We start from the raw sequence: 23,675 nt of genomic DNA, 5'->3' as shown, positions 1-23,675 counted from the left end.
GAAGCGTTTTCCTCTTTTGAAGTCATTGAGCAGTGCGTACGAATGTTTGAAAATGTCCGGGATGACTACAGGCGCCACGGCCGCTCGCTGACGGAACCGGCCTTTGTCTCGCTTGCCATCTATCGCTATGGCCGCTGGGCGCTGGGGATCCGCAACCCGGCGCTGCGCTGGCTGGCCGGCAAGGGCTATGGGGTGATGAAGACGCTGGTGCTGAACGTCACCAAGGTCTGGATCCCGCCGCAGACCCGCATCGGCAAGGAGTTCCACATCATCCATGCCGAGGGCTCGCTTTCGATCCACCCCGATGTGGTGATCGGCGATCGCTGCGGTGTCATGCACAATGTCACCATCGGCACCAACATGGGCGACGGCGCCCCGGTGATCGGCGACGATGTCTTCATCGGGGTGAATTCCGCGGTACTGGGCCCGATCCGCATCGGCGACCGGGTGCGCATCGGCGCCAATACCGCGGTGACGACCAATGTGCCGGCGGATTCGGTGGTGATCGGATCGCCGGCCAAGATCTATCCCAGCCTGCCGCTGTTCGCGGCCAAGAAGAAGGCCCCCTCGGATGCGTGACGATTTCGACCGCTGCATGTGGCAGATGCTGGCCGACAACCTGCCCTCTCGTGCCGGCAAGGTCGCGGCCGTCGATCACGGCCGCAGCGCCAGCTATGCCGAACTGGCCGCCGAGGCCGGGCGCGTCGCCGACTGGCTGCGCGCGCAAGGCGTCCAGCCCGGCGACCGGGTGATCGTGCATCTGCGCAAGGGCATCGACGAGGTCGCGGCCATGTTCGGCGCCTGGAAGATGGGCGCGGTGGTGATCAACGTGAACATCCGCTGGACCCCGGCGCAACTGGCCTATGTGGCGCGCGACAGCCGCGCCCGCGCCGCGATCCTGCCGGCCGCCGCGCTTGCGGCGCTAAGCGGCGAGCACGCCCTGCCCGCGGGCACGGCCTTTCTGGTTCAGGGCAAGGCCGAGGGCCTGGCCCAGGGTGCGGAGGCATGGTCGGCGCTGCCCGACGACAGCGCCTCCGCACCCGCCGAATGCGACCCACAGGCGTTGGCGATGATCATCTACACCTCGGGCTCGACCGGGGCGCCCAAGGGGGTGATGCTCAGCCATCGCAATATCCGCGTGGGCGCGATTTCGGTCGCGCAGTATCTGCGGCTGGATGACAGCGACCGGCTGCTTTCGGTGCTGCCCTACAGTTTCGACGCCGGGTTGAACCAGCTGACCACCATGCTGCTGCTGGGCGGCACCGTGGTGCACCAGCCGCTGACCATGCCGGCCGAGATTGTGCGCATGGCGAAATCCGAGGCGGTGACAGGCTTCGCCGGGGTGCCGCCCCTGTGGAACCAGATCGTGCGGCTGCTGATCGACAGCCCGACCGAATTGCCGGCCTTGAAGCGCATCACCAATACCGGTGGCAAGATCCCCCCGAACATCCTGGCCGAACTGCCGCGGGTCTTTCCCGGCACCGAGGTCTTTTTGATGTATGGCCTGACCGAGGCCTTCCGCTCGACCTATCTGCCGCCCGAGAAATTCGCGCAGAAGATGGGTTCGATCGGGCGGCAGATCCCGAATGCGCAGGTCTTTGCCATCAAGCATGGCGAGGGCGTCGCCGGTCCGGGCGAGCAGGGCGAACTGGTCCATGCCGGGCCGCTGGTCAGCATGGGATATTGGGAAAAGCCCGAGGTCACGGCGCAAAAGATCCGCCCCTGCGCGGAACTGGCGCATCTGATCGGCGACCAGCCGGTGGTCTGGTCGGGCGATCTGGTCCGCGTCGATGACGAGGGCGACCTGTGGTTCGTCAGCCGCATGGACGAGATGATCAAGACCCTGGGCTTTCGCCTTTCGCCCACCGAGGTCGAGGACGCGATCGCGCAAAGCGGCCTTGTCAGCGATGTCGTGGCCTTTGGCGTCGAGGACGACGATCTGGGCCAGGCGGTGCATGTGGTCGTGACCTATCTGCCGCAGGGCGACGCCACCGCGCTGGGTGGCCATTGCGGTCGCGCCATGCCGCATTACATGCGTCCGCAGCGGTTCCATGCCTGGCCGGGCAACATGCCCCGCACCGCCAGTGGCAAGCTGGACCGCCCCGCCATCATCGCCGCCGCCAGGGCCGGCGCATTGCAGAACTGACGGAAAGGTATTCCCATGAGCCTCAGCAGGGACGAACTGATCGCCCATATCCGGCGCGAACTGAACGTCGACCAGCCCATCGAAGGCGAGACCGAACTGTTCTCGACCGGCATGCTCGATTCGGTGGCGATGATCGGGCTGATCTCTTTCGTCGAGAACCATGCCGGCATCCGCGTGCAGCCGGGCGACGTGACACTGGACAATTTCGACACCGTCGATGCCATCCTCGCCTATGTTCAGTCCCTTGGCTGAGCCCGGGGCGCTGGACCGCCACCTGGCCGCGGCCGCGGCGCGTTTCGGCACCCCGGCCTATGTCTATGCCAGCGATGTGATCGCGGCGCGGCTGGCGCATCTGCGCGCGCATCTGGGCCGCTGGTTCGAGATCAGCTTTGCGGTGAAAAGCAATCCGAATCCGGCGCTTCTGGGCTGGATGCTGGAAAATGTCGAACATCTGGACATTTCCTCGGGCGGCGAATTCGCCCTGGCGCGGCAGGCCGGCTGGCCCTCGGGGCGCATCAGCTTTACCGGCCCCGCCAAGCGCGAGGCGGAACTGGTCCCCGCCATCGGCGAGGGGCTGGGCGAGCTGGTCCTGGAGAGCCTGCGTGAGGCGCGGCTTGCGGATGGGGTGGCGGCGCGCCTGGGCAGCATTCAGCCGGTGCTGCTGCGCCTTGCCCCCGACCGGGTGCCGCGCGGCTTTGGCGACCAGATGGCCGGCCGCCCCAGCCCCTTCGGCATCGATGTCGAGCAGATCCCCGAGATCCTGCCGCAGATCGCCGCGCTGCCCAATCTTCGCATCATCGGCTTTCACATCTATTCCGGCACGCAATGCCTGAAACCCGAGGCCATCTGCGAGAACTGGCGCATCTTCATGCAGGTTTTCGCGCAGACCTGCGCGGCCATGAAGCTGCGGCCGGAAAAGCTGATCTTCGGCTCGGGGCTTGGCATTCCCTATCACCCGGGCGACGCGGAACTGGACCTTGCTGCCATCGCCGCCGACATCGGCCCCGAACTGGACGCCTTCCGTGCCGGGCCGCTATTCGCCGGGACCCGGCTGGTGCTGGAACTGGGCCGCTATCTGGTCGGGCCGGCGGGCTGGTTCGTGACCCGTGTGCTGTCGGTCAAGCAATCGCGCGGCACCCGCATCGCCATCTGCGACGGCGGGCTGAACGGCAACCTCGCCGCCTCGGGCAATTTCGGCATGGTGCTGCGGCGCAATTATGTCATGCACCGCGTCGGCGGCGACGACGACGGCACCCGCTCCGAGGAAAAGCAGGACATCTCGGGCCCGCTCTGCACCTCGATCGACAAGCTGGGCGGCGGCGTCAACCTGCCGCGGCTGGACGAGGGCGACCTGCTGGCCATCCATGCCTGCGGCGCCTATGGCCCGACAGCAAGCCCGCTGCATTTCATCAGCCATCCGCTGCCGGTCGAGATCCTGCTGCAGGGCGGCCAGATGCAGGACGCGACCCGCATCCGCGGCGCCTGAGCCGGCCCCTGCCCCCGGCTGCGGCCGCATCCAGATTTCGCCCGCCTTTTCCGGCTGCTGCGGTTGTGCAGGGCTTGGGGCTGCGGCTATGATCGCCCGGACTTCACTCCGGACGGGAATGCCGATGGCCGAACAGAACCTGTTGCTGCTGCTTGTTCTGGCGCCATTCCTGTCGGCCCTGCTGGCGGCGACGCTGCCGGCGGACGCGCGCGACGCCGCCGCCTGGCTTGCCGGCCTGACCATGGCGCTGGCGCTACTGGTGCTGGGCCTGCTTTACCCGGCGGTGGCCGGCGGGCACAGCGTCTCGGGCAGCTACCGCTGGATCGGCGCACTCGGGCTGGAGCTGACCTTTCGCATCGACGGTTTTGCCTGGCTGTTCATGGTGCTGGTCGCCGGGATCGGCTTTCTGGTGATTCTCTATGCCCGCTACTACATGGCGGCCGAGGATCCGGTGCCGCGGCTCTATTCCTGCCTTCTGGCCTTTGCCGGGGCGATGTCGGGACTGGTGCTGTCGGGCAACATCCTGATGCTGGTGGTGTTCTGGGAACTGACCAGCCTGATCTCGTTCCTGCTGATCGGCTATTGGTATCACCGCCCCGACGCGCGCGAGGGTGCGCGCATGGCGCTGATCATCACCGCCTCGGGCGGGCTGTGCCTGATGCTGGCCATGCTGGTGCTGGGTCAGATCGTCGGCAGCCATGACCTGGACAGGGTGCTGGCGGCGGGGCCGCGCATCGCCGCGCATCCGCTTTATCCGGTGGTGCTGGCGCTGTTCCTGCTGGGCGCATTCACCAAATCGGCGCAGTTCCCGTTCCATTTCTGGCTGCCCAACGCCATGGCGGCGCCAACGCCGGTGTCGTCCTATCTGCATTCGGCGACCATGGTGAAGGCCGGGGTCTTTGTGCTCTTGCGTTTTCAGCCGGCGCTGGGCGACACCGATCTGTGGTTCCTGGTAGTGACCGGTGTCGGGCTGGCAACCTTGCTGCTTGGTGCGGTGCTGGCGCTGTTTCGTCACGATCTCAAGGGGTTGCTGGCATATTCCACCATCAGCCATCTGGGGCTGATCACCGCGCTGGTCGGGATCGGCTCGCCCATGGCGCTGCTGGCGGCAGTGTTTCACATCGTGAACCACGCGGTGTTCAAGGCCTCGCTGTTCATGGCCGCCGGCATCATCGACCATGAGACCGGCACCCGCGACATGCGCCGCCTCTCGGGGCTGGCGCGCGCCATGCCGGTGACGGCTGCGCTGGCGATCATCGCCTCGGGGGCGATGGCGGGGGTGCCGCTGATGAACGGGTTCCTCTCCAAGGAGATGTTCTTCGAGGCGACCTATGTCTGGAACAACGGCAGCCCGCTGGACAATGCCGCGCCCTTTGTCGCGGTGCTGGCGGGCGCCTTCAGCGCCGCCTATTCGCTGCGCTTCATCGTCACCGTGTTCTTCGGACCGCCGGCGACCGACCTGCCGCGCGCACCCCATGAGCCGCCTCTGCTGATGCGCCTGCCCGTCGCGGTGCTGGTGGCGATCTGCCTCGGCATCGGCATGTTCCCCGAGCGCGTGCTGGGGCCCTGGCTGCACAGCGCCGGCCTGGCGGTGATCGGCGCGGATCTGCCGCATTACAGCCTGAAGATCTGGCACGGCGTGAACCCGCCCCTGATCATGAGCCTGATCGCCATGACGCTGGGGGCTCTGATCTATCTGCTGCCGCGCCACAGCATCGACCACGGCGAGGACGGCACCCGCCTGACGCGGCTGCTGGACCTTGCCCGCGGCTTTGACTGGCTGCTGCAGGCGCTGACCATGCGCGCCCCGCGGGCGCTGCTGCAGCTGCTGTCGGCGCCGGGGCTGCAGACGCAGCTGCGCGTCATGGTGCTGCTGGCGCTGGCCTGTGGCTGGCTGGTGCTGATCCCGCTGGACTGGAACCTGTCCCTGCCCGCCTTCGGCACCAGCGAGGCGGTGTTCGCGCTGTTGTGGCTGGTCGGGGCGGGCTGCGCCATCGGCGCCGCCTCGATGGCGCGCTATCACCGCTTTGCCGCGCTGGTGCTGATGGGCGGCGCCGGGCTTGTCACCTGCGCCACCTTCGTCTGGCTGTCGGCGCCCGATCTTGCGGTGACGCAGCTGCTGGTCGAGATCGCGACCACCGCACTCTTGCTGCTGGGCCTGCGCTGGCTGCCGCGGCGCGATGCCGAGATCCCCGGCGACGCCCCCCTGGTCGTGCGCACGCGCCGCCTGCGCGACCTGGCCATCGCCATCGCCTGCGGCACCGGCATGGGCACCATGGCGCTGGTGGTGCTGCTGACCCCGCCCGGCAACGCGGTCGGCGACTGGTTCCTGCGCAACGCCTATGACGCGGGCGGCGGCACCAATGTCGTCAACGTCATCCTGGTCGATTTCCGCGCCTTCGACACTTTTGGCGAGATCACCGTGCTGGCGGTGGTCGGGCTGACGGTCTATGCGCTGCTGCGCCGTTTCCGCCCCGCGCCCGAGGCCGTCGAGCGGCCGCATGCGCAGCTTGACGCCGGCGAGCCGACGCTTGCCTCGTATCTGTTCGTGCCCTCGGTACTGATGCGCTGGATGTTCGCGCCGATCATCGCGCTGTCGGCCTATCTGTTCTTTCGCGGCCATGACCTGCCGGGCGGCGGTTTCGCCGCCGGGGTCACCCTGGCGGTGGGGCTGCTCTTGCAATATGTCGCCGCCGACGTGCGCTGGGTCGAGGCGCGGCTGGTGGTGCTGCCGGTGCGCTGGATGGGGGCGGGGCTGGTCATCGCGGCGCTGGTCGGGGCCGGGTCATGGATCTTCGGCTATCCCTTTCTCAGCGCGCATGCGCAATATCTTGACCTGCCGCTGATCGGCAAGGTGCCGTTCTCGACCGCGATGCTGTTCGATCTGGGGGTGTTCTCGCTGGTGCTGGGCGCGATCGTGCTGATGCTGATCGCCATCGCCCACCAGTCGCTGCGCGCAGCCCGCCCGCGCGAGGAGAAACGCTGATGGAACTGATCCTTGCCCTTGCCATCGGCATCCTCGTCGCCTCGGGCGTGTGGATGATCCTGCGGCCGCGGACCTTCCAGGTGATCATCGGCCTGTGCCTGCTGGCTTACGGCGTGAACCTGTTCATCTTTGCCATGGGCCGGCTTTACGTGGGCGCGGCGCCGATCATGCCCAAGGGCGGCTTCATCGATCCCACCGCCTATGCCGATCCGCTGCCGCAGGCGCTGGTCCTGACCGCCATCGTCATCAGCTTTGCCACCACGGCGCTGTTTCTGGTGGTGATGATCGCGGCGCGCGGCGCCACCGGCACCGATCATGTCGACGGGCGGGAGCGGCGGCCATGACCCCTGACCGCCTTGCCCCCGACCACCTGATGGTGGCGCCGATCCTGATCCCGATCCTTGCCGGCGCGATCATGCTGTTTTACAGCGACAGCCGCCGCCAGACCAAGCTGCTGATCGGGCTCGCTGCGGTCGGGCTGACCTTCCTCGCCTCGGTCGAACTGATGGCGGATGTGAAATCCGCAGTGGCGCGCGGCGGCACCGTGGTCGGCACCTATCACCTGGGCGACTGGCCGGTGCCGGTCGGCATCGTGCTGGTGCTGGACCGGCTCTCGGCGATGATGGTAATGCTGTGCACGCTGCTGGCGGCACCCGCGCTGATCTATTCGGCCGCCGGCTGGCACGGCAAGGGCCAGCATTACCACAGCATGTTCCAGTTCCTGCTGGCCGGGGTGAACGGCGCCTTCCTGACCGGGGACCTGTTCAACCTCTTCGTGTTCTTCGAGGTCATGCTGGCGGCCTCTTACGGGTTGATGCTGCATGGCTCGGGCCCGGCGCGGATTCGGGCGGGGCTGCATTACATCGCGGTGAACCTTGCGGCTTCGCTGCTGTTCCTGATCGGCATCGCGCTGGTCTATGGCACCACCGGCACGCTGAACATGGCCGATATCGGCCGGGCTCTGCCGCTGCTCGACCCGGTGGACCGGCTGCTGTTTCACGCCGCGGCCGGCTTTCTGGGGCTGGCCTTCCTGATCAAGGCCGCGGCCTGGCCGCTGTGCTTCTGGCTGCCGCCGGCCTACGGCGCCGCCTCGCCGCCGGCGGCGGCAATCATGGCGATCATGACCAAGGTCGGGCTTTACGTGATCCTGCGCCTGTCGCTGCTGATCCTGGGGCCGGATGCCGGCGCCTCGGCCGGCTTCGGCGCGCCGGTGCTGACGATCATGGGCATCGCCACCATGGGTTTCGGCATGATCGGCATCCTTGCCACGCCGGAACTGGCGCGCAAGGGCGGCTATCTGGCGATCATCTCGTCGGGCACGGTGCTGGCGGCGATCGGCTTTGCCCTGGCGGGCAGCGGCCCCGCGATGCTGTCGGGCGCGCTTTACTATCTGGTCGGCTCGACCGCCGCGGTCTCGGCCTTCTTCCTGCTGGCCGAGCCGGTCAGCCGCGACCCCGCCGGCGACGAGGCCGCGCGCTTTGAGGACGAGGCCCCCGACCCGGACCTGCACCACTGGGCGCCGATGGGGCTGGACACGGTCGAGGACACGCCGACGCCGGCAAGCAGCCGCACGGTCAGCTGGCTGACCATGGCGATCTGCTTTGCCCTGATCGCGGCGATGCTGGCCGGGCTGCCGCCGCTGCCCGGCTTCATCGGCAAGCTGGCCATCTTGCAGGGGGCGCTGGCCGAAAGCCTGCCGCAGAGCCCCGGCCTGCCGCCGATGCTGTGGCTATATGCCGCCATGCTGATCCTGTCGGGGCTGGGCACGCTGATCGCGCTGATGCGTTTCGGTATCCGCCGCTTCTGGGCCGAGGAAGGCGTCGCGCCGCGCATCCTCGCGCTTGAGGTGCTGCCGGTGCTGATGCTGCTGGCGATGATCGCGCTGCAGACGCTGCGCGCCGAGACGCTGCTGGGCTATACCCGCGCGACCGCCACGGCGCTGCTTGATCCTGGCATCTACCGCGAGGCGGTGCTGCAGGGCGCCCGCGACCTGCGTTCGGCGCCGCTGTCCAGCCATGTTCCGGTGACCTCGGGGGGCAGGCAATGAACCGGATCCTGCCCTATCCGCTGCTGTCGGCGGCGCTGGTGCTGATGTGGCTGATCCTGACCGCATTCTCGCTGGGCCATCTGCTGCTGGGCAGCGCCATCGCGCTGGTCGCCGGCTGGGCGGTGGCGCATCTCGAGCCGCCCAAGCCGCGCATCCGCAACTGGGGGGCGATCCCGCGGCTTGCCGGCATCGTGGCGCTGGACATCCTGCGCTCGAACATCGCGGTGGCGCGGGTGCTGCTGCTGGGCCCGAACCACCCGGCCTATCATTCGGGCTTCGTGCTCTTGGACCTGCGCCTGAGCGAGCCGAACGCCCTTGCGGTGCTGGCGATGATCGTGACCGCCACGCCCGGAACCTCGTGGATCGAGTTCGACGAGACCGACCGCCAGCTGCTGCTGCATGTGCTGGACCTGCGCAGCGAGGACGACTGGCAGAAGCTGATCCACGACCGCTACGAAACCCTGCTGCTGGAGATCTTTGAATGAGCGCCCAGATCCTGCGACTTGCCCTGGCCTATGCCGAGATCGCGCTGATGCTGGCGCTGGCGCTCGCCGCATGGCGCGCCTTGCGCGGCCCGCGCGCCCAGGACCGCGTGCTGGCGCTGGATGTCATGTTCGTCAATGCCATGCTGCTGTTTCTGGTGGTGGGCATGGGCAATGGCAATGTCTTCTTTTTTGAGGCGGCGCTGGTCATCGCCATGCTGGGCTTTGTCACCACGGTCTGCGCCGCCAAGTTCCTGATGCGCGGTGAGGTGATCGAATGAGGCATCTGGAACTGCTGCCGCCCTGGGCGGCAATCCTCATCGCGGTCCTGGTCGTCATCGGCGCCACGCTGACGCTGCTGGGCGGACTGGGGCTGGTGCGGTTGCGCAGCTTCTATCAAAGGCTGCATGCGCCCACGCTTGGCTTCAGCTATGGCACGCTGCTGATCATCCTGGCCTCGATGCTGATGTTTTCCCTGCTCGAGACGCGGGCGGTGCTGCATGAGCTGATGATCGGCATCTTCATCCTGATCACCGCGCCCATTACCCTGCTGATGCTGGGCCGCGCCGCCCTGCGCCGCGACCGCGACGCAAGGCTTGGCCATGACGAACCCGTGCCGCCGCGCCGGCCGCCCGCGCCCTGAGGGTAGCTCAGCCGCTGAGCAGTTCCGCGTCCCAGTAAAGGAAATCCATCCAGCTGTCGTGCAGGTGATTGGGCGGAAAGCGCCGTCCTGCAGCGTGCATGTCCTCGGCGGTGGGCCGGCGCGGCAGGCGGCGCAGCCGCAGCCCCGAGTCGGCGAGCGACCGGTTGGCCTTGCGCAGATTGCAGGGCGAACAGGCGGCGACGACATTTTCCCAGCTGGTGACGCCGCCGCGCGAACGCGGCACGACGTGATCGAAGGTCAGATCCGCCCGGGCGCCGCAATACTGGCAGCAGAACCCGTCGCGCAGGAACAGGTTGAAGCGGGTGAAGGCCACGCGCCTTTGCGGCCTGACGAAATCGCGCAGCACCACCACCGAGGGGATGCGCATGCTGTGGCGCTGGCTGTGCACCTCCTCGTCGTAACTGGCGATGATCTGCACGCGGTCGAGAAACACCGCCTTGACCGCCTCCTGCCAGGGCCAGAGCGACAGCGGGTAATAGCTGAGCGGCCGGAAATCCGCGTTCAGGACCAGTGCCGGGTGCTGGCGCAGACCGGCCGGCTCGCGCATGAAATGGCTCCGAAAGTCACCATGGTCGTCCAGCATCGGCCCTCGCCCTGCCCGGAACACGTCCCGACTTGCCCGGCAGACTATCTGTCGCGGCCAAATGCTGGCAAGCCCCGAATTCCGTGCCCGGAAATCCACGCCCGGCCCGCGCCGCCAACGCGCTGGCCCCGCGGCGCGAAAGCTGGCAGGATGGCGGGCATGACCAGACCGCCCGCCCTGACCGGAACCCTGGAATCGGCGCTTTACGCCGAGGACCTCGAAGCGGCGGCGCGTTTCTGGACCGGGGTGATCGGGCTGGCGCAGATCGGCCATGTGCCGGGACGGCATGTGTTCTTTCGCTGCGGTGCACAGATGCTGCTGGTGTTTCGCGCCGAGGCGACGCTTTTGCCGCCAAGGCGCGGCGCCCGCCTGCCTGTGCCGCCGCATGGCAGCCGCGGGCCCGGGCATTTCTGCATCTCGGCGCCGCCAGACACGATCGCCGCCTGGTGCGCGCATCTGCAAGCGGCAGGGGTCGAGATCGAAGCGGATTTCATCTGGCCCCAGGGCGGCCGTTCGCTTTACTTCCGCGATCCGGCCGGCAATTCGATCGAGATCGCCGATCCGGCGATCTGGGGCTAGCGGCGCGCGCGCACCGCGACGCGCTGTGGCTGCGGCGCGCGACGAAGCACCGCGAAGCTGGCGGCAAGCAGGGCCAAGGCGCTTGTCCAGAACAGGGTCATCGGCTTTCTCCTCGTCTCCTCATATATTGAAGTTAGGCGCTGATACCGCGGCCGCAACCCCAAATGCGCCGCAATCGTCAGGAATCGCCGGCGAACCGGTCCCTGAGAAAGGCCAGTGCCACCGACAGCCCGTCGGGCGAGATGCCATGCCCGGTGCCCTTCATCACATGGCCATAGACGGTGAAGCCCGCCTTCTGCAGCGCCTCGCCGGCGATGCCCATGCTTTCAAAGGGCACCACCTGGTCCTGGTCGCCATGTGCCAGCAGCACCGGTGGCCGCGAACGCGCCTGCGCCGCCTGGCCGGCATCAAGCAGACGGCCGGAAAAGCCGACCACGCCGGCGATCTCATCGGCGCGCGCCGGGGCGACGGCCAGCGCCATCATCGTGCCCTGCGAAAATCCGACCAGCGCCAGCCGGTCGGCGGCAAGACCCTCGCGGGCCAGAACGGCGTCGATGAAGGCGTTGATGTCGGCAAAGGATTGCGCCGCGGAATCGCGCGCCTGCTCCTCGGCCGAGCCATCCATCCACGGGATCGGAAACCACTGATAGCCCATGGGATTGTTCAGACAGCGCTCGGGCGCGTCGGGGGCATAGAAGGCGGTGCGCGGCAGATGCGGCGCCAGCGGGTCGGCAAGGCCCAGCAGGTCGGCGCCATCCGCGCCATAGCCATGCAGAAAGATCACCACGGAATCGGCCGCCTCCGGGCCCTTGCGGTCAGATTTCAGGTCGCGCGGCATCTTGTCCTCCTTGACGGACGCCCTCGCGCCCCTTTGCCACGCGGTAATAGGCCCAGAGCGCGCGCGCCGCAACCGCGCGCCAAGGTTGCCACGGCTGGGCCAGGACCGACAGCGCGGCGGGGCCGGGCCGGGCGTCAAGGCGGTAAAGCAGCCGTGCCGCCTCGGCCAGCGCCAGGTCGCCGGCGGCAAAGGCATCCGGCCGCCCCAGCGCGAATTTCAGATAGATGTCCGCGGTCCAGCGCCCGATCCCCGGCAGCGCGGTCAGGCGGGAGATCACCTCGTCGTCGGGCAGGCCGGCCAGCGCCGGCCAGTCCAGCCCGGCACCGGCGATGGCATGCAGATAGCGCGCCTTGGGCCGCGACAGCCCGGCGGCGCGCAGCGCCTCCTCGGTCGCGGCGGCGATCGCCGTCTCTTCGGCCAGCCCGGCGGCGGCCAGGCGCGCCCCGATCGCATCCGCGGCCTGGGTCGAGATCTGCTGCGCCACCACCGCATCGCGGATGGCGCCGAAACCCGGTGGCCAGCGACGCAGCGGCAAGGGCAGCAGGGCCGGCAACTCGCGCCGCCAGACCGGACAGACCCGCATCAGATGCGCCGCGCCTTCCTCAAGGTCCGCGGCGGCGCGGATCTCGCGCATCACGGCTGCTGCTCGTCGGCGAGGCGCGCCTCTTCCTTGAGGCGGGTCTCGAAGGCCATCGAGATATGGCGGCGCAGCGCCGCCTCGGCCCGGGCGCCGTCATGCTCGGCAATGGCCGTGACGATGGCCTGATGCTCGTCCAGGGTGACCGAGGCCCGGCCCTTGGCCGCCAGCGTCGTGCGCGCCATCAGCGCCATGGAGCGATGCACCAGGTCCAGCTGCTGCACCAGATAGCGGTTGTGCGAGGCCAGGTGGATCTGGTGGTGAAAGCGGCGGTTGGCGCGCGCCAGCGCCTGCGGGTCCTCCATGATCGCGCGGTCGTCCTCGACCATGCCGGCCAGGACGCGGATCTCCTCGGGGGTGGCATGGCGCGCGGCCAGCCGCGCCGCCAGCGCCTCAAGTTCGGCGCGCACGGTGTAAAGCTCGGCCAGCTGGTTGTGGTCCAGCGTCGCCACGATCAGGCTGCGCCCGTCACGGGTCAGCATGGCCTGGGTCTCGAGGCGCTGCAGCGCCTCGCGCACCGGGGTGCGCGACACGCCGAAGCGCTCGGCCAGTTCCGATTCCACCAGCCGGTCGCCCGGACGGTAGGTGCCATTGTCGATGGCAGAGAGGATCAGCGAATAGGCGTCTTTCATGGCCGGCACGTTCCCCGCTGCCGCGCCGGATTGCAAGTGCCCGGCCATGGGTTTAGGCAGGGAGCATGGATTTTCTGCACGTCACCACCTGGATCTTCGATCTGGACAATACGCTCTATGCGCCCTCGGTGCGGCTGTTCCCGCAGATCGAGCGGCGCATGACCGCCTATGTCATGCGCGAACTGGGTGTGCCCGAGGCCGAGGCGGCGCGGCTGCGCAGCCATTACTGGCGCCAGCACGGCACGACGCTGGCCGGGCTGATGGCCGAGCACGGCATCGACCCGCTGCCCTATCTGCGCGAGGTCCATGACATCGACTTTTCCGAACTGACCCCGGACCCGGAACTGGCCGGGCTGATCGCCGCCCTGCCCGGCCGCAAGATCGTGCACACGAATGGCGACAGCACCTATGCGCGCCGGGTGCTGGAACATCGCGGGCTGCTGGTCTTTGACGCGGTGCTGGGCGTCGAGGAGGCGCAGTTCCACCCCAAGCCGGATGCGCGCGCTTATGCCGCAGTGCGCCGGATCGCGGATTTCGACCCCGCCAGCGCCGCGATGTTCGAGGACGATCCGCGCAATCTTGCCGTGCCCCATGCCCTGGGCATGCGCACGGTGCTGGTCGGCCCCGGCCGCCACGGTCCCGACGACCTGGCGCAGGATCACGACCCCGGACCGCATGTCCAGCACCGCACATCCGACCTGAACGCCTTCCTGCGCGGGCTTGCCCATACGCGCGCGCTTGCTACAATCTGACCCGAACCCCGCCTGCAAGGAACCCGCCATGGCCCAGCCCCTTTCGCCCGAAGAAGCCCGCTCCGAAGCCCGCACCACCGCCTTTCTCTTCGTCTTTGCCTTCGCGGTCGTGGCGGCGGCGGTGATCGGCGCCGCGCTCTGGGGTCTGGTCGCGCTGACCGTGCTGGCGCTGGGGGCGACCGTGCTGGTCTATGCCATGCTGGCCGCCTACGCCGCCGGCCTTTAGGGCGCGATCCCGCGGATGAGCGACATCGACGTGCTGGTGTCCGGCGGTGGCATCGCCGGGCTGATTGCGGCCGCCGCCTTCGGCAGCGCCGGGCATTCGGTGATCTGCGTCGATCCCGCGCCGCCGGTCACCGCCGAGGCCGATGCCGGCTCGGACCTGCGCAGCACCGCCTTCCTGCAGCCCTCAATCGCGGTCCTTGCCGGCGCGGGCCTGTGGGAAAGCCTTGCCCCGCACGCGACGCCGCTGCAGGTCATGCGCATCATCGACGCGGGCGGCAGCACGCCCACGGCGCGGCTGACGCGCGAATTCGACGCGGCCGAGATTTCGGACCAGCCCTTCGGCTGGAACCTGCCGAACTGGCTGCTCAAGCGTGAAATCTCGGCCCGGATCGCGGACCTGCCGAACCTGCGCTTCCTGCCCGGAACCGGCACCGCGGGCCTTGTCGCCCGCGACAGCGAAGCGCTGGTCACGCTCAGCGACGGCGCGCGCGTCAGCGCCCGGCTGGTGATCGGCGCCGACGGCCGCAACTCGCCCGTGCGCGAGGCGCTCGGCATCGGCACGCGCACGCTGCGCTACGGGCAAAAGGCGCTGGCCTTCGTCGTCACCCACGAACGGCCCCATGACAATATCTCGACCGAGATCCACCGCTCGGGCGGCCCCTTCACCCTGGTGCCGCTGCCCGATCGCGACGGCAAGCCCTCCTCGGCGGTGATCTGGATGGAGCGCGGCCCAGAGACGCAGCGCCTGCGCGCCCTGCCCGCTGCCCGCTTCAGCGCCGAACTGAACCGCCGCTCGGCCGGGGTGCTCGGACAGCTGACGCCGGTCACCCGCCTGACGGAATGGCCGATCATCAGCCAGATCGCCGACCGTTTCACCGGCCCGCGCACGGCGCTAGTCGCCGAGGCGGCGCATGTCGTGCCCCCGATCGGCGCGCAGGGCCTGAACATGAGCCTGGCCGACCTCGCGGCGCTGGTCGCGCTTTCCGCCCAGGACCCGGGCAGTGCCGAATCGCTGGCCGCCTACGAACGCCGCCGTCGCCCCGAGGCGCTGGTGCGACTCATGGGCATCGATGCGCTGAACCGTGCCAGCATGCTGTCGTCGCGCCCCTTGCGCGACCTGCGCGCCGCGACGCTTGGCGGGCTTTACGCCGCCGCGCCGCTGCGCCGCATCATGATGCGCGCCGGACTCGGCATGAGCTGACCCGCGCCTTCTTCGTTCCTCAAATACTCACGCGACCGCACCTCAAGCGCCAACGCCCCCATGGCGCCCGGCCGCGCAATCTGCCAGACAGGCGCCATGGCCAGACCGATCACCGCCTTCACCTGCACCGCCTGCGGTGCCAGCCACCGCAAATGGGCCGGCCGCTGCGAGGCCTGCGGCGACTGGAACAGCATCATCGAAGAGGCGCCGCTGGGCCAGGGCCCCGGTCGCGGCCTCGGCACGCTCAAGGGCAAGGCGATCGCGCTCTCGGACCTTGCCACCCGGGAACTGCCGCCGGCGCGCGTCACCTCGGGCATCGCCGAATTCGACCGCGTGCTGGGCGGCGGGCTGGTGCCCGGCTCGGCCATCCTGGTGGGCGGCGATCCCGGCATCGGCAAGTCGACCCTGCTTTTGCAGGCCGCCGCCGCCTTCGCGCGCAATGGCCAGCAGGCGATCTATGTCTCGGGCGAAGAGGCCAGCGCCCAGGTTCGGCTCAGGGCGCAGCGCCTCGGGCTTGGCGAGGCGCCGGTGCGTCTGGGCGCTGAAACCGCGCTTCGCGACATCCTGACCACGCTCGACGCCGAACGCCCCGAAGTGGCGATCATCGATTCGATCCAGACCCTGTGGTCGGACCGTATCGAGGCCGCGCCCGGTTCGGTGGCGCAGGTGCGCGCCGCCGCGCATGAGCTGGTGACCTTCGCCAAGCGCCGCGGCACCTCGGTCATCCTCGTCGGCCATGTCACCAAGGAGGGCCAGATCGCCGGTCCGCGCGTGGTCGAGCACATGGTCGATACCGTGCTTTACTTCGAGGGCGAGCGCGGCCACCAGTTCCGCATCCTGCGCGCGCACAAGAATCGCTTCGGCCCCGCCGATGAGATCGGCGTCTTCGAGATGACCGGCGGCGGGCTGGCCGAGGTGGCCAACCCCTCGGCGCTGTTTCTGTCAGAGCGCGGCGAGCCCAGCCCCGGCTCGGCGGTCTTTGCCGGCATCGAGGGCACGCGCCCGGTGCTGACCGAGATCCAGGCCCTGGTCGCGCCCTCGACATTGGCAAGTCCCCGCCGAACCGTGGTCGGGCTGGATTCGGGCCGTGTCTCGACCATCCTCGCCGTGCTCGAGGCGCGCTGCGCCATCCCCTTTGCCGGGCTTGACGTATTCCTCAATGTTGCCGGTGGGATGCGGGTCAATGAGCCGGCCGCCGACCTTGCCATCGCCGCAGCGCTGCTCAGTGCGCGCGAGGACAGCGCCCTGCCCGCCGATTGCGTCATTTTCGGCGAGATCAGCCTCTCGGGCGCGCTGCGGCCGGTATCGCAGGCGGAAAACAGGTTGAAAGAGGCGCAGAAACTTGGTTTTTCACGGTCGATCCTGCCCGCGGCCACCAAGGTCGAGGGTGTGGCCGGGATGCGGACCGATCGCACCCCGGATCTGACCAGTTTCGTGGGCGAGACCTTCGGCGCCGGCTGACGGCGCGGGGTAATGGCCCCAGAATGCGGAGAAATCCGCGAAAGGGCATTGAAATGGACGGTTTCACCTTTGTCGATGGCATCGTCGCCGCCGTCATCATCCTCTCGGCGATCCTCGCCTATGCGCGCGGCTTCGTGCGCGAATCGCTGGCGATCCTCGGCTGGATCGGCGCGGCGGTGCTGGCCTTCATCTTCGCGCCGATGGTGCGGCCGATGGTGGCGCAGGTGCCGGTGCTGAACAAGTTCCTCGCCGACAGTTGCGAGCTGGCGACCATCGGCGCCTTTGCCGCGGTCTTTGCCCTGGCGCTGGTGCTGTTCTCGATCCTGACGCCGCTCTTTGCCTCGGTGGTGCAGCGTTCGGCCCTGGGCGGCATCGACCAGGGCATGGGATTTTTGTTCGGCGTGGCGCGCGGCATCCTGCTGGTGGCGGTGGCCTTCATCGTCTACGACCGGGTGATGGCGACGCAGCCGGTTGCGGTGGTCGACAATTCGCGCTCGGCCCAGGTCTTTGCGCGGCTCAGCGGCCAGATGGACGAGCAGATCCCCCAGGACGCGCCCAGCTGGGTGGTCAATCGTTATGAGCGCCTGGTGCGCAACTGCACGCCCTCGGGCCAGCCGGCCGAGGCCATCACCACCACCCCTGCCGCTCCGGCAAATTAAGCGCTTGTGATGGCTGTGGCCCATAAAATGCGCCCCGTCGTGGCGGTGGGGCGTGACTCTGCCGGCCCGACGCCCTAGATTACGCGCAAGCACGACAGAGCCAGCCCCCTAAACAGCACCCAGAGTTTCGGTGATGACGCAGCCATTCCTCGCCCATCCTTTCGATTCCGACCGCCTGCACGAAGAATGCGGGGTCTACGGTGTGATCGGCGTCGCGGATGCCGCCAATTTCGTCGCCCTCGGCCTGCATGCGCTGCAGCACCGCGGCCAGGAGGCCGGCGGCATCGTCGCCCACCACCCCGAGCAGGGCTTCAACAGCGCGCATCGCTTTGGCTATGTGCGTGACAATTTCACCAAGCAGGGGGTGATGGAGACCCTGCCCGGTCCGCTGGCCATCGGCCATGTGCGCTATTCGACCACCGGCACCAAGGCCGCGACCGCGATCCGCGACGTGCAGCCCTTCTTTGGCGAATTCGCCATGGGCGGCTGCGCCATTGCCCATAACGGCAATATCACCAATGCCATGGCGCTGCGCCGCGAGTTGATCGAGCGCGGCTCGATCTTCCAGTCCAGTTCGGATTCGGAATGCATCATCCATCTGATGGCGCGCTCGATCCAGCAAAACATCCCCGAGCGGATGAAGGACGCGCTGCGCCGCGTCGAGGGCGCCTTCAGCGTCATCGCCATGACCCGCACCAAGCTGATCGGCGTGCGCGACCCGCTGGGCGTGCGGCCGCTGGTGCTGGGCCGGATCGGCGAGGACGGCTATGTGCTGTCCTCCGAGACCTGCGCGCTCGACATCATCGGCGCCAGCTTCCTGCGCGAGATCGAGCCGGGCGAGATGGTGGTGATCTCGAAGGGCGAGATCGAGAGCTCGCGCCCCTTCGGCCCCTCGAAGGGCCGCTTCTGCATCTTTGAACATGTCTATTTCTCGCGCCCCGATTCCATCATCGGCGGCCGCTCGGTCTATGAGACCCGCCGCCAGATCGGCGTGGAACTGGCGCGCGAGGCCCCGGTCGCGGCCGATCTGGTCTGCCCGGTGCCCGACAGCGGCACCCCGGCGGCCATCGGCTATGCCCATGAAAGCGGCATCCCCTTCGGCATGGGCATCATCCGCAACCAGTATATGGGTCGCACCTTCATCGAACCCACGGAACAGATCCGCAACATGGGCGTGCGGCTGAAGCTGAACGTGAACCGGGCGCTGGTCAGGGGCAAGCGCGTGGTGCTGGTGGACGATTCCGTGGTGCGCGGCACCACCTCGCGCAAGATCAAGGACATGATCATCGACGCCGGCGCCGCCGAGGTGCATTTCCGCATCGCCAGCCCGCCGACCGCCTGGCCCTGTTTTTACGGGGTAGACACGCCGGACCGCGGCAAGCTGCTGGCCGCGCAGATGTCCGAGGAGGAAATGCGCGAATGGATCGGCGTGGACAGTCTGGCCTTCGTGTCTCTGGACGGGCTCTATCGCGCCGTGGGCGAGGCCAAGGGCCGCGACAAGTCCTGCCCGCAATATTGCGACGCCTGTTTCTCGGGCGACTATCCGGTGGCGCCCTTCGACCAGCTCGAACGCGGCTTTCGCATGAAACCCTGTTCGGAAACCGCCAGGGTCAGCGACCACGCCGCCGAATAGGCGCGGCATCCGCAGCCCGATGATGAAAAAGCCGGGGGTTCGATGCCCCCGGCTTTTTCACCCCTGCTCAGGCGCCTCCCGGGCTTTCTGGCAGGATGACGGCAAAGCGGCTGCCCTGACCGATTGTGCTTTCGATCTTCAGCCGACCGCGGTGGCGGTTGACGATATGCTTGACGATCGCCAGCCCCAGCCCGGTGCCGCCCTGCCCGCGCGCGCGATGCGCGTCCACGCGATAGAATCGCTCGGTCAGGCGCGGCAGGTGGCGTGGCTCGATACCCTCGCCGCGATCGGCAACGCTGACTTCCCAGGCTGGGCCACGCAGCACCGGCTCATGCGCCAGCCGTTTCAGCAGGATGCTGACGCAGCCGCCCGCGGCGCCGTATTTGATTCCGTTCTCGATCAGGTTGTGAAACACCTGCACCAGCTGGTCGGCGTCGCCCGGAAGCTCTGCCCTTGCCTCCGCTCCGATCAGGTCCAGCCACACCCCGGCGGCTGCGGCAACCGGGGCCAGCGTCGCCACGACCCCGCGCAGCAGCGCCGCCAGATCGACCCGGCCCGAGGGGCGGCGGCGCGCGTCCTGCTCGACCCGGCTCAGCGACAGCAGATCGCCGATCAGGCGGTTCATGCGCCCGGCCTCACCCGCCATGATGTCCAGAAAGCGCGCGCGCGCCACGGCATCGTCGCGCGCCGGGCCGCGCAGCGTCTCGATGAAGCCGGTCAGCGCCGTCAGCGGCGTGCGCAGCTCATGGCTGACATTGGCGACGAAGTCGCGGCGCATCTGGCCGGTTTCCTCGTCGCGGGAACGGTCGTCGATACTGATCGCGGCGCCGCGCAGCCCCGGCACATCCAGCCGCGTCACCAGCACCTCGCAGGACAGCCGACGCGCGCCCGACGGCAGGGTGGCGGCCAGCCGCGCCCGGTCCTGCCCGGCCAGAACCGCATCCAGCGCGGCATTGATCTGCGGCTGACGCAGCACGGTGACAAAGGGACGGGCGGCGGGGACCGGGCCCAGCAGCGCCTCGGCCACGGCATTGGCGCCCAGGATGCGCGCCTGGCGGTCCACGACCAGCATGGCGGTGGGAACCGCCGACAAGAGCGCCTCCAGCGGCGTCTCGCTCATGCCGGTGGGATCGGCTTCAGCCCCCGGGCAAAGCGCGCGGCATTTTCCCGATAGCGGCGCGCCGAGTCCAGCAGCCCGGCGCGCGCCGCCGCGTCCAGTTCGCGCATCACGCGGCCGGGGGCGCCCATGACCAGCGCGCCGGGCGGGATCTCCTTGTTCTCGGCCACCAGCGCGCCGGCGCCGATCAGCGCGCCGTCGCCGATGCGGGCGCCGTTCAGGATGATCGCGCCCATGCCGACCAGCACGCCGTTGCCAATGCTGCAGCCGTGCAGGATGGCGCGATGGCCGATGGTGCAATCCTCGCCGATGGTCAGCGGCCGGCCGGGATCGGTATGGCAGACGCAAAGATCCTGGATGTTCGAGCCGCGGCCGAGGTGGATCAGCTCATTGTCACCGCGCAGCACGGCGCCGAACCAGACGCTCGCGCCCGCCTCCAGCACCACCCGGCCCATCAGCTGCGCATCCGGCGCCACGAAGGCATCGGCGGCGATTTGCGGCGCGATGCCGTCCAGTTCCCAGATCATCCGGTCTCCTCCTCCATCAGGCTGCGCACGAAGGGCCCCAGGCCCACTTGGCGGTCGCGGCGCAGGCGCTCGGCGCTCAGAATGGTGATCAGCGCCGCGGCGCTGCGCTCAAGATCGTCATTGACGATGACGTAATCATATTCCGCCCAATGGCTGATCTCGTCACGGCTTTTGCGCATGCGCGCGGCGATCACCTCGGGCGTGTCCTGCTGGCGCGAGACCAGCCGCCGTTCCAGCTCGGCCAGGCTGGGCGGCAGCACGAAGATCGACACCACCTGCTTTCCCAGGCTTGATGTGCGGATCTGCTGCCCGCCCTGCCAGTCCACGTCGAACAGCGTGTCGCGCCCGGCATGCATCGCCGCCTCGACCGGGCCGCGGGGCGTGCCGTAGGAATTGCCAAAAACCTCGGCATGTTCCAGCATCTCGCCCGCGGCCACCATGGCGCGGAACTGTTCGGGGCTGCGGAAATAGTAATGTTCACCCTCGACCTCGCCGGGGCGCGGCTGGCGCGTGGTGGCCGAGACGGAAAAGCGCAGGGTCGGGTCCCAGGCCATCAGCCGCCGCGCCAGCGTCGATTTCCCCGCCCCCGAGGGCGAGGACAGGATCACCAGAAGCCCGCTGTGTTCCATCACCTTCCCCATGCCGGTGCCGCGCCATCCGCCGCCTGCATGGCGCTGCCCGCGACCCGGGTCAAGCCCCGCCCCTGCCGCCCGGCGATTTTAACCATCGGTAAAGAATTCGCTCGGCAGCTTTCGGGGAAGCGGCTAGATTTCGGCCAGGACAGGGGCGATGGCTGGGCAGGCGGACCGCGGAAATGGCAAAGGATCAGGGGCCGGATCAGGGGCATGATGCGCCCGCCCCGCAGCCGGAAAAGGGCAAGCTGCTGCGGCTGGCCGATTACGAGCCGGCGCAGGTCAGCCGCATCCTGGCCGAGATGCGCGGCTATTGGGAAGGGCTGCGCCAGGGGCGCGCCATCCCAGCGCGCTCGGACGTGGAGCCGCGCGGCATCCGGCGCGCGCTTGACTATGCCTTCATCCTGGAACGCATCGCGCCGGGCGCGGCGCGCTTTCGCCTTGCCGGGCGGCACCTGATCGACCTCATGGGCATGGAGGTGCGCGGCATGCCGCTGTGTTCCTTCCTGAACACCAGTTCGCGCGGGCGGCTGTCGGATGTGCTTGAAACCGTGTTCCGCGGCCCGCAGATCGCCGAGATCGACCTCGAGGCGCCGGCGGGATATGGCCGGCCGCTGCTGACCGGGCGGATGCTGCTGCTGCCGCTGCGCTCGGATCTGGGCGATGTCACCCGCGCGCTTGGCTGCCTGATCACCGAAGGCGAGATCGGCCAGGCGCCGCGCCGCTTCGACCTGCTGGCCGATCGGGTCTTTGCCGTCATCCCCGGCGCCAAACTGCTGGAGCCCTCGGCCTCGGCCCCAGGCTTTGCCGAGCCGCCCGCGCCCTGGAAACCCGCGCCCGCCGCGCTTGATGCCAGCCCCGAGGCCAGGCGCGCGCAATTTCAGGTGATCAGCCGCACCGAGCCGCCGCGGCCGCGCAGATGAAAGGGGCGGCAGGCCCCGGCCCGCCGCCCCCACTTCCCTGCTGTACCGCGATCAGCCGACCCTGGCCTGGCGGCTGCAGTCCATACGGCGGTTGCGCAACTCCTCGGCCACGAGGAAGGCCAGTTCCAGCGACTGGCTGGCGTTCAGCCGCGGGTCGCAGGCGGTGTGATAGCGGTCCGACAGGTCCTCATCGGTGACCGCGCGCACGCCGCCGGTGCATTCGGTCACGTCCTTGCCGGTCATCTCGAAATGCACCCCGCCCGGGATCGTGCCTTCGGCGCGGTGGATGGCGAAGAACTCGCGCACCTCGCGCAGCACCGAATCGAAGGGCCGCGTCTTGTAGCCCGAGGCCGACTTGATGGTATTGCCGTGCATCGGATCGCAGGACCAGACCACGTTCGCGCCCTCTTCGGTGACGGCGCGGATCAGGCGCGGCAAATGCTCGGCGACGGAGCCGGCGCCGAAACGCGCGATCAGCGTCAGGCGGCCCGGCTCATTATCCGGATTAAGTTTTGCTACCAGCGCCTTGAGATCGCTTTCTGAAATGGACGGGCCGCATTTCAGGCCGATCGGGTTTTGCACGCCGCGGCAGAATTCGACATGCGCGCCATCGACCTGACGGGTGCGGTCGCCGATCCACAGCATGTGCCCCGAGCCCGCCACCGGCAGGCCGGTGGTCGAATCGATGCGCGCCAGCGCTTCCTCGTATTCCAGCAGCAATGCCTCGTGGCTGGTATAGAAATCGACCTTTCCCAGGCCATGCGCGGTCTCGGAGGTCACGCCCGCCGCCGCCATGAAGGCCATGGCATCGCTGATGCGGTCGGCAACCTCGCGATAGCGCGCGGCCTCCTCGGCGCCGGTGAAATCGCTGATCCAGCTCTGCACGCGATGGATGTCGGCATAACCCCCGGTCGAAAAGGCGCGCAGCAGGTTCAGCGAGGCCGCGGCCTGGGTATAGGCCGACAGCATGCGCTGAGGGTCGGGAATGCGCGCCTCGGCGGTGAAGTCAAAGCCGTTGACGATGTCGCCGCGATAGCTGGGAAGTTCGCTGTCGCCCAGCTTTTCGGTTGCGGCCGAGCGCGGCTTGGCGAATTGTCCGGCCATGCGGCCGACCTTGACCACCGGCAGCTGCGCCCCCCAGGTCAGCACCACGGCCATCTGCAACATGACCTTGAACGTGTCGCGGATATTGTCGGCCGAGAATTCCGAGAAGCTTTCGGCGCAGTCGCCGCCCTGCAACAGGAAGGCGCGCCCGGCCGCAACCTCGCCCAGAGACGCCCTCAGCCGCCGCGCCTCGCCGGCAAAGACCAGCGGCGGAAACTGGGCAAGACGCGCCTCGACCGCCTGCAGCGCCGCCTGGTCGGGATAGTCGGGCATCTGGATGCGCGGATAGGCGCGCCAGCCACGCTTGTCCCAAGCCTGACCCTGGGTCGCGGAACCGGTTTTCGTCTGTGCCATGATCCTC

General features: G+C 68.5%; 26 protein-coding genes. 18 read left to right on the top strand and 8 right to left on the bottom strand.

Annotated features, from left to right (window positions below; genetic code table 11):
• The first annotated feature begins 42 nt into the window (after nucleotides 1-42).
• The 10 genes from WMK75_RS04990 (at nucleotide 43) to mnhG (ending at nucleotide 9,790) form a co-directional block, all read left to right on the top strand.
• Complete coding sequence (locus WMK75_RS04990; RefSeq protein ID WP_347266557.1) at nucleotides 43-579, top strand: serine acetyltransferase; 537 nt, start codon at nucleotides 43-45, stop codon at nucleotides 577-579.
• Complete coding sequence (locus WMK75_RS04985; RefSeq protein ID WP_347266556.1) at nucleotides 572-2,146, top strand: AMP-binding protein; 1,575 nt, start codon at nucleotides 572-574, stop codon at nucleotides 2,144-2,146. The genes WMK75_RS04990 and WMK75_RS04985 overlap by 8 nt, the downstream gene beginning before the upstream one ends.
• A gap of 15 nt (nucleotides 2,147-2,161) precedes the next feature.
• Nucleotides 2,162-2,398: an acyl carrier protein gene (locus tag WMK75_RS04980; protein ID WP_347266555.1), complete on the top strand. Its 237-nt coding sequence runs from the start codon at nucleotides 2,162-2,164 to the stop codon at nucleotides 2,396-2,398.
• The gene (locus tag WMK75_RS04975) at nucleotides 2,391-3,632 is read left to right on the top strand and encodes a type III PLP-dependent enzyme (RefSeq protein WP_347266554.1); all 1,242 of its coding nucleotides are present in this window, start codon (nucleotides 2,391-2,393) and stop codon (nucleotides 3,630-3,632) included. The genes WMK75_RS04980 and WMK75_RS04975 overlap by 8 nt, the downstream gene beginning before the upstream one ends.
• Nucleotides 3,633-3,756: 124 nt before the next feature.
• Nucleotides 3,757-6,618 (top strand): monovalent cation/H+ antiporter subunit A, encoded by a 2,862-nt coding sequence (locus WMK75_RS04970; RefSeq protein WP_347266553.1) that lies wholly within the window; start codon nucleotides 3,757-3,759, stop codon nucleotides 6,616-6,618.
• Nucleotides 6,618-6,962: a Na+/H+ antiporter subunit C gene (locus WMK75_RS04965; protein ID WP_347266552.1), complete on the top strand. Its 345-nt coding sequence runs from the start codon at nucleotides 6,618-6,620 to the stop codon at nucleotides 6,960-6,962. Before WMK75_RS04970 ends, WMK75_RS04965 begins: the two co-directional genes overlap by 1 nt.
• Nucleotides 6,959-8,665 (top strand): monovalent cation/H+ antiporter subunit D, encoded by a 1,707-nt coding sequence (locus WMK75_RS04960; protein WP_347266551.1) that lies wholly within the window; start codon nucleotides 6,959-6,961, stop codon nucleotides 8,663-8,665. Before WMK75_RS04965 ends, WMK75_RS04960 begins: the two co-directional genes overlap by 4 nt.
• A complete protein-coding gene (locus WMK75_RS04955) occupies nucleotides 8,662-9,150 on the top strand; it encodes a Na+/H+ antiporter subunit E (protein WP_347266550.1) in 489 nt (162 codons plus the stop codon). Before WMK75_RS04960 ends, WMK75_RS04955 begins: the two co-directional genes overlap by 4 nt.
• Nucleotides 9,147-9,428, top strand: a complete 282-nt coding sequence (locus tag WMK75_RS04950) for a K+/H+ antiporter subunit F (RefSeq protein ID WP_347266549.1) — start codon at nucleotides 9,147-9,149, stop codon at nucleotides 9,426-9,428. The genes WMK75_RS04955 and WMK75_RS04950 overlap by 4 nt, the downstream gene beginning before the upstream one ends.
• Nucleotides 9,425-9,790, top strand: a complete 366-nt coding sequence (mnhG, locus tag WMK75_RS04945; protein ID WP_347266548.1) for a monovalent cation/H(+) antiporter subunit G — start codon at nucleotides 9,425-9,427, stop codon at nucleotides 9,788-9,790. Before WMK75_RS04950 ends, mnhG begins: the two co-directional genes overlap by 4 nt.
• Before the next feature lie 7 nt (nucleotides 9,791-9,797).
• Here the strand turns inward: mnhG and WMK75_RS04940 are convergent, their stop codons facing one another.
• Nucleotides 9,798-10,394, bottom strand: a complete 597-nt coding sequence (locus WMK75_RS04940) for an HNH endonuclease (protein ID WP_347266547.1) — start codon at nucleotides 10,392-10,394, stop codon at nucleotides 9,798-9,800.
• A 159-nt stretch (nucleotides 10,395-10,553) separates the two neighbouring features.
• On the opposite strand from WMK75_RS04940, the gene WMK75_RS04935 reads away from it, so the two are divergent.
• Nucleotides 10,554-10,973 (top strand): VOC family protein, encoded by a 420-nt coding sequence (locus WMK75_RS04935; protein WP_347266546.1) that lies wholly within the window; start codon nucleotides 10,554-10,556, stop codon nucleotides 10,971-10,973.
• 178 nt (nucleotides 10,974-11,151) lie between these two features.
• Here WMK75_RS04935 and WMK75_RS04930 read toward each other — a convergent pair whose 3' ends face one another.
• The 3 genes from WMK75_RS04930 to WMK75_RS04920 are packed head-to-tail and all read right to left on the bottom strand — an operon-like array spanning nucleotide 11,152 to nucleotide 13,080.
• Entirely contained in the window at nucleotides 11,152-11,811 is a 660-nt protein-coding gene (locus tag WMK75_RS04930) for an alpha/beta fold hydrolase (protein WP_347266545.1), read from the bottom strand.
• A complete protein-coding gene (locus tag WMK75_RS04925) occupies nucleotides 11,789-12,445 on the bottom strand; it encodes a DNA-3-methyladenine glycosylase 2 family protein (protein WP_347266544.1) in 657 nt (218 codons plus the stop codon). The genes WMK75_RS04930 and WMK75_RS04925 overlap by 23 nt, the downstream gene beginning before the upstream one ends.
• Nucleotides 12,445-13,080 carry a GntR family transcriptional regulator gene (locus WMK75_RS04920; protein ID WP_347266543.1) on the bottom strand — a complete coding sequence of 212 codons (636 nt, stop codon included), beginning with the start codon at nucleotides 13,078-13,080 and terminating at the stop codon, nucleotides 12,445-12,447. Before WMK75_RS04920 ends, WMK75_RS04925 begins: the two co-directional genes overlap by 1 nt.
• 65 nt (nucleotides 13,081-13,145) lie before the next feature.
• Between WMK75_RS04920 and WMK75_RS04915 the strand changes: the two genes are divergently transcribed.
• The 6 genes from WMK75_RS04915 (at nucleotide 13,146) to purF (ending at nucleotide 19,011) form a co-directional block, all read left to right on the top strand.
• Complete coding sequence (locus WMK75_RS04915) at nucleotides 13,146-13,832, top strand: pyrimidine 5'-nucleotidase (RefSeq protein ID WP_347266542.1); 687 nt, start codon at nucleotides 13,146-13,148, stop codon at nucleotides 13,830-13,832.
• Nucleotides 13,833-13,860: 28 nt separating this feature from the next.
• The gene (locus WMK75_RS04910) at nucleotides 13,861-14,058 is read left to right on the top strand and encodes a hypothetical protein (protein WP_347266541.1); all 198 of its coding nucleotides are present in this window, start codon (nucleotides 13,861-13,863) and stop codon (nucleotides 14,056-14,058) included.
• Between the two features lie 15 nt (nucleotides 14,059-14,073).
• Nucleotides 14,074-15,258 (top strand): UbiH/UbiF family hydroxylase, encoded by a 1,185-nt coding sequence (locus WMK75_RS04905; protein WP_347266540.1) that lies wholly within the window; start codon nucleotides 14,074-14,076, stop codon nucleotides 15,256-15,258.
• A 96-nt stretch (nucleotides 15,259-15,354) separates the two neighbouring features.
• Nucleotides 15,355-16,719 carry a DNA repair protein RadA gene (radA, locus tag WMK75_RS04900; protein ID WP_347266539.1) on the top strand — a complete coding sequence of 455 codons (1,365 nt, stop codon included), beginning with the start codon at nucleotides 15,355-15,357 and terminating at the stop codon, nucleotides 16,717-16,719.
• Between the two features lie 53 nt (nucleotides 16,720-16,772).
• Nucleotides 16,773-17,378, top strand: coding sequence for a CvpA family protein (locus WMK75_RS04895; protein ID WP_347266538.1), 606 nt, complete (start codon nucleotides 16,773-16,775; stop codon nucleotides 17,376-17,378).
• A gap of 133 nt (nucleotides 17,379-17,511) precedes the next feature.
• Entirely contained in the window at nucleotides 17,512-19,011 is a 1,500-nt protein-coding gene (gene purF / locus WMK75_RS04890; protein WP_347266537.1) for an amidophosphoribosyltransferase, read from the top strand.
• Nucleotides 19,012-19,078: 67 nt separating this feature from the next.
• On the opposite strand, the gene WMK75_RS04885 is transcribed toward purF, so the two are convergent.
• The 3 genes from WMK75_RS04885 to gmk are packed head-to-tail and all read right to left on the bottom strand — an operon-like array spanning nucleotide 19,079 to nucleotide 21,284.
• Complete coding sequence (locus WMK75_RS04885) at nucleotides 19,079-20,131, bottom strand: ATP-binding protein (RefSeq protein ID WP_347266536.1); 1,053 nt, start codon at nucleotides 20,129-20,131, stop codon at nucleotides 19,079-19,081.
• Nucleotides 20,128-20,655, bottom strand: coding sequence for a gamma carbonic anhydrase family protein (locus tag WMK75_RS04880; RefSeq protein ID WP_347266535.1), 528 nt, complete (start codon nucleotides 20,653-20,655; stop codon nucleotides 20,128-20,130). Before WMK75_RS04880 ends, WMK75_RS04885 begins: the two co-directional genes overlap by 4 nt.
• Nucleotides 20,652-21,284: a guanylate kinase gene (gene gmk, locus WMK75_RS04875; RefSeq protein ID WP_347266534.1), complete on the bottom strand. Its 633-nt coding sequence runs from the start codon at nucleotides 21,282-21,284 to the stop codon at nucleotides 20,652-20,654. The genes WMK75_RS04880 and gmk overlap by 4 nt, the downstream gene beginning before the upstream one ends.
• A 185-nt stretch (nucleotides 21,285-21,469) precedes the next feature.
• Between gmk and WMK75_RS04870 the strand changes: the two genes are divergently transcribed.
• Nucleotides 21,470-22,210 carry a PAS domain-containing protein gene (locus WMK75_RS04870; protein ID WP_347266533.1) on the top strand — a complete coding sequence of 247 codons (741 nt, stop codon included), beginning with the start codon at nucleotides 21,470-21,472 and terminating at the stop codon, nucleotides 22,208-22,210.
• 51 nt (nucleotides 22,211-22,261) lie between these two features.
• Here WMK75_RS04870 and WMK75_RS04865 read toward each other — a convergent pair whose 3' ends face one another.
• Nucleotides 22,262-23,668 (bottom strand): 3-deoxy-7-phosphoheptulonate synthase class II, encoded by a 1,407-nt coding sequence (locus WMK75_RS04865; RefSeq protein ID WP_347266532.1) that lies wholly within the window; start codon nucleotides 23,666-23,668, stop codon nucleotides 22,262-22,264.
• Nucleotides 23,669-23,675: the final 7 nt, after the last annotated feature.

This window comes from Paracoccus sp. (in: a-proteobacteria) (assembly GCF_039808215.1).
Classification (GTDB): Bacteria; Pseudomonadota; Alphaproteobacteria; order Rhodobacterales; family Rhodobacteraceae; genus Paracoccus.
This window is presented reverse-complemented; position numbering and strand designations above follow the sequence as displayed.

Coding starts and splice junctions, on each gene's coding strand:
- WMK75_RS04990 (WP_347266557.1), top strand. CDS start 43: ATGTTTGAAAATGTCCGGGATGACTACAGGCGCCACGGCCGCTCGCTG.
- WMK75_RS04985 (WP_347266556.1), top strand. CDS start 572: ATGCGTGACGATTTCGACCGCTGCATGTGGCAGATGCTGGCCGACAAC.
- WMK75_RS04980 (WP_347266555.1), top strand. CDS start 2,162: ATGAGCCTCAGCAGGGACGAACTGATCGCCCATATCCGGCGCGAACTG.
- WMK75_RS04970 (WP_347266553.1), top strand. CDS start 3,757: ATGGCCGAACAGAACCTGTTGCTGCTGCTTGTTCTGGCGCCATTCCTG.
- WMK75_RS04965 (WP_347266552.1), top strand. CDS start 6,618: ATGGAACTGATCCTTGCCCTTGCCATCGGCATCCTCGTCGCCTCGGGC.
- WMK75_RS04960 (WP_347266551.1), top strand. CDS start 6,959: ATGACCCCTGACCGCCTTGCCCCCGACCACCTGATGGTGGCGCCGATC.
- WMK75_RS04955 (WP_347266550.1), top strand. CDS start 8,662: ATGAACCGGATCCTGCCCTATCCGCTGCTGTCGGCGGCGCTGGTGCTG.
- WMK75_RS04950 (WP_347266549.1), top strand. CDS start 9,147: ATGAGCGCCCAGATCCTGCGACTTGCCCTGGCCTATGCCGAGATCGCG.
- mnhG (WP_347266548.1), top strand. CDS start 9,425: ATGAGGCATCTGGAACTGCTGCCGCCCTGGGCGGCAATCCTCATCGCG.
- WMK75_RS04940 (WP_347266547.1), bottom strand. CDS start 10,394: ATGCTGGACGACCATGGTGACTTTCGGAGCCATTTCATGCGCGAGCCG.
- WMK75_RS04935 (WP_347266546.1), top strand. CDS start 10,554: ATGACCAGACCGCCCGCCCTGACCGGAACCCTGGAATCGGCGCTTTAC.
- WMK75_RS04930 (WP_347266545.1), bottom strand. CDS start 11,811: ATGCCGCGCGACCTGAAATCTGACCGCAAGGGCCCGGAGGCGGCCGAT.
- WMK75_RS04925 (WP_347266544.1), bottom strand. CDS start 12,445: ATGCGCGAGATCCGCGCCGCCGCGGACCTTGAGGAAGGCGCGGCGCAT.
- WMK75_RS04920 (WP_347266543.1), bottom strand. CDS start 13,080: ATGAAAGACGCCTATTCGCTGATCCTCTCTGCCATCGACAATGGCACC.
- WMK75_RS04915 (WP_347266542.1), top strand. CDS start 13,146: ATGGATTTTCTGCACGTCACCACCTGGATCTTCGATCTGGACAATACG.
- WMK75_RS04910 (WP_347266541.1), top strand. CDS start 13,861: ATGGCCCAGCCCCTTTCGCCCGAAGAAGCCCGCTCCGAAGCCCGCACC.
- WMK75_RS04905 (WP_347266540.1), top strand. CDS start 14,074: ATGAGCGACATCGACGTGCTGGTGTCCGGCGGTGGCATCGCCGGGCTG.
- radA (WP_347266539.1), top strand. CDS start 15,355: ATGGCCAGACCGATCACCGCCTTCACCTGCACCGCCTGCGGTGCCAGC.
- WMK75_RS04895 (WP_347266538.1), top strand. CDS start 16,773: ATGGACGGTTTCACCTTTGTCGATGGCATCGTCGCCGCCGTCATCATC.
- purF (WP_347266537.1), top strand. CDS start 17,512: ATGACGCAGCCATTCCTCGCCCATCCTTTCGATTCCGACCGCCTGCAC.
- WMK75_RS04885 (WP_347266536.1), bottom strand. CDS start 20,131: ATGAGCGAGACGCCGCTGGAGGCGCTCTTGTCGGCGGTTCCCACCGCC.
- WMK75_RS04880 (WP_347266535.1), bottom strand. CDS start 20,655: ATGATCTGGGAACTGGACGGCATCGCGCCGCAAATCGCCGCCGATGCC.
- gmk (WP_347266534.1), bottom strand. CDS start 21,284: ATGGAACACAGCGGGCTTCTGGTGATCCTGTCCTCGCCCTCGGGGGCG.
- WMK75_RS04870 (WP_347266533.1), top strand. CDS start 21,470: ATGGCAAAGGATCAGGGGCCGGATCAGGGGCATGATGCGCCCGCCCCG.
- WMK75_RS04865 (WP_347266532.1), bottom strand. CDS start 23,668: ATGGCACAGACGAAAACCGGTTCCGCGACCCAGGGTCAGGCTTGGGAC.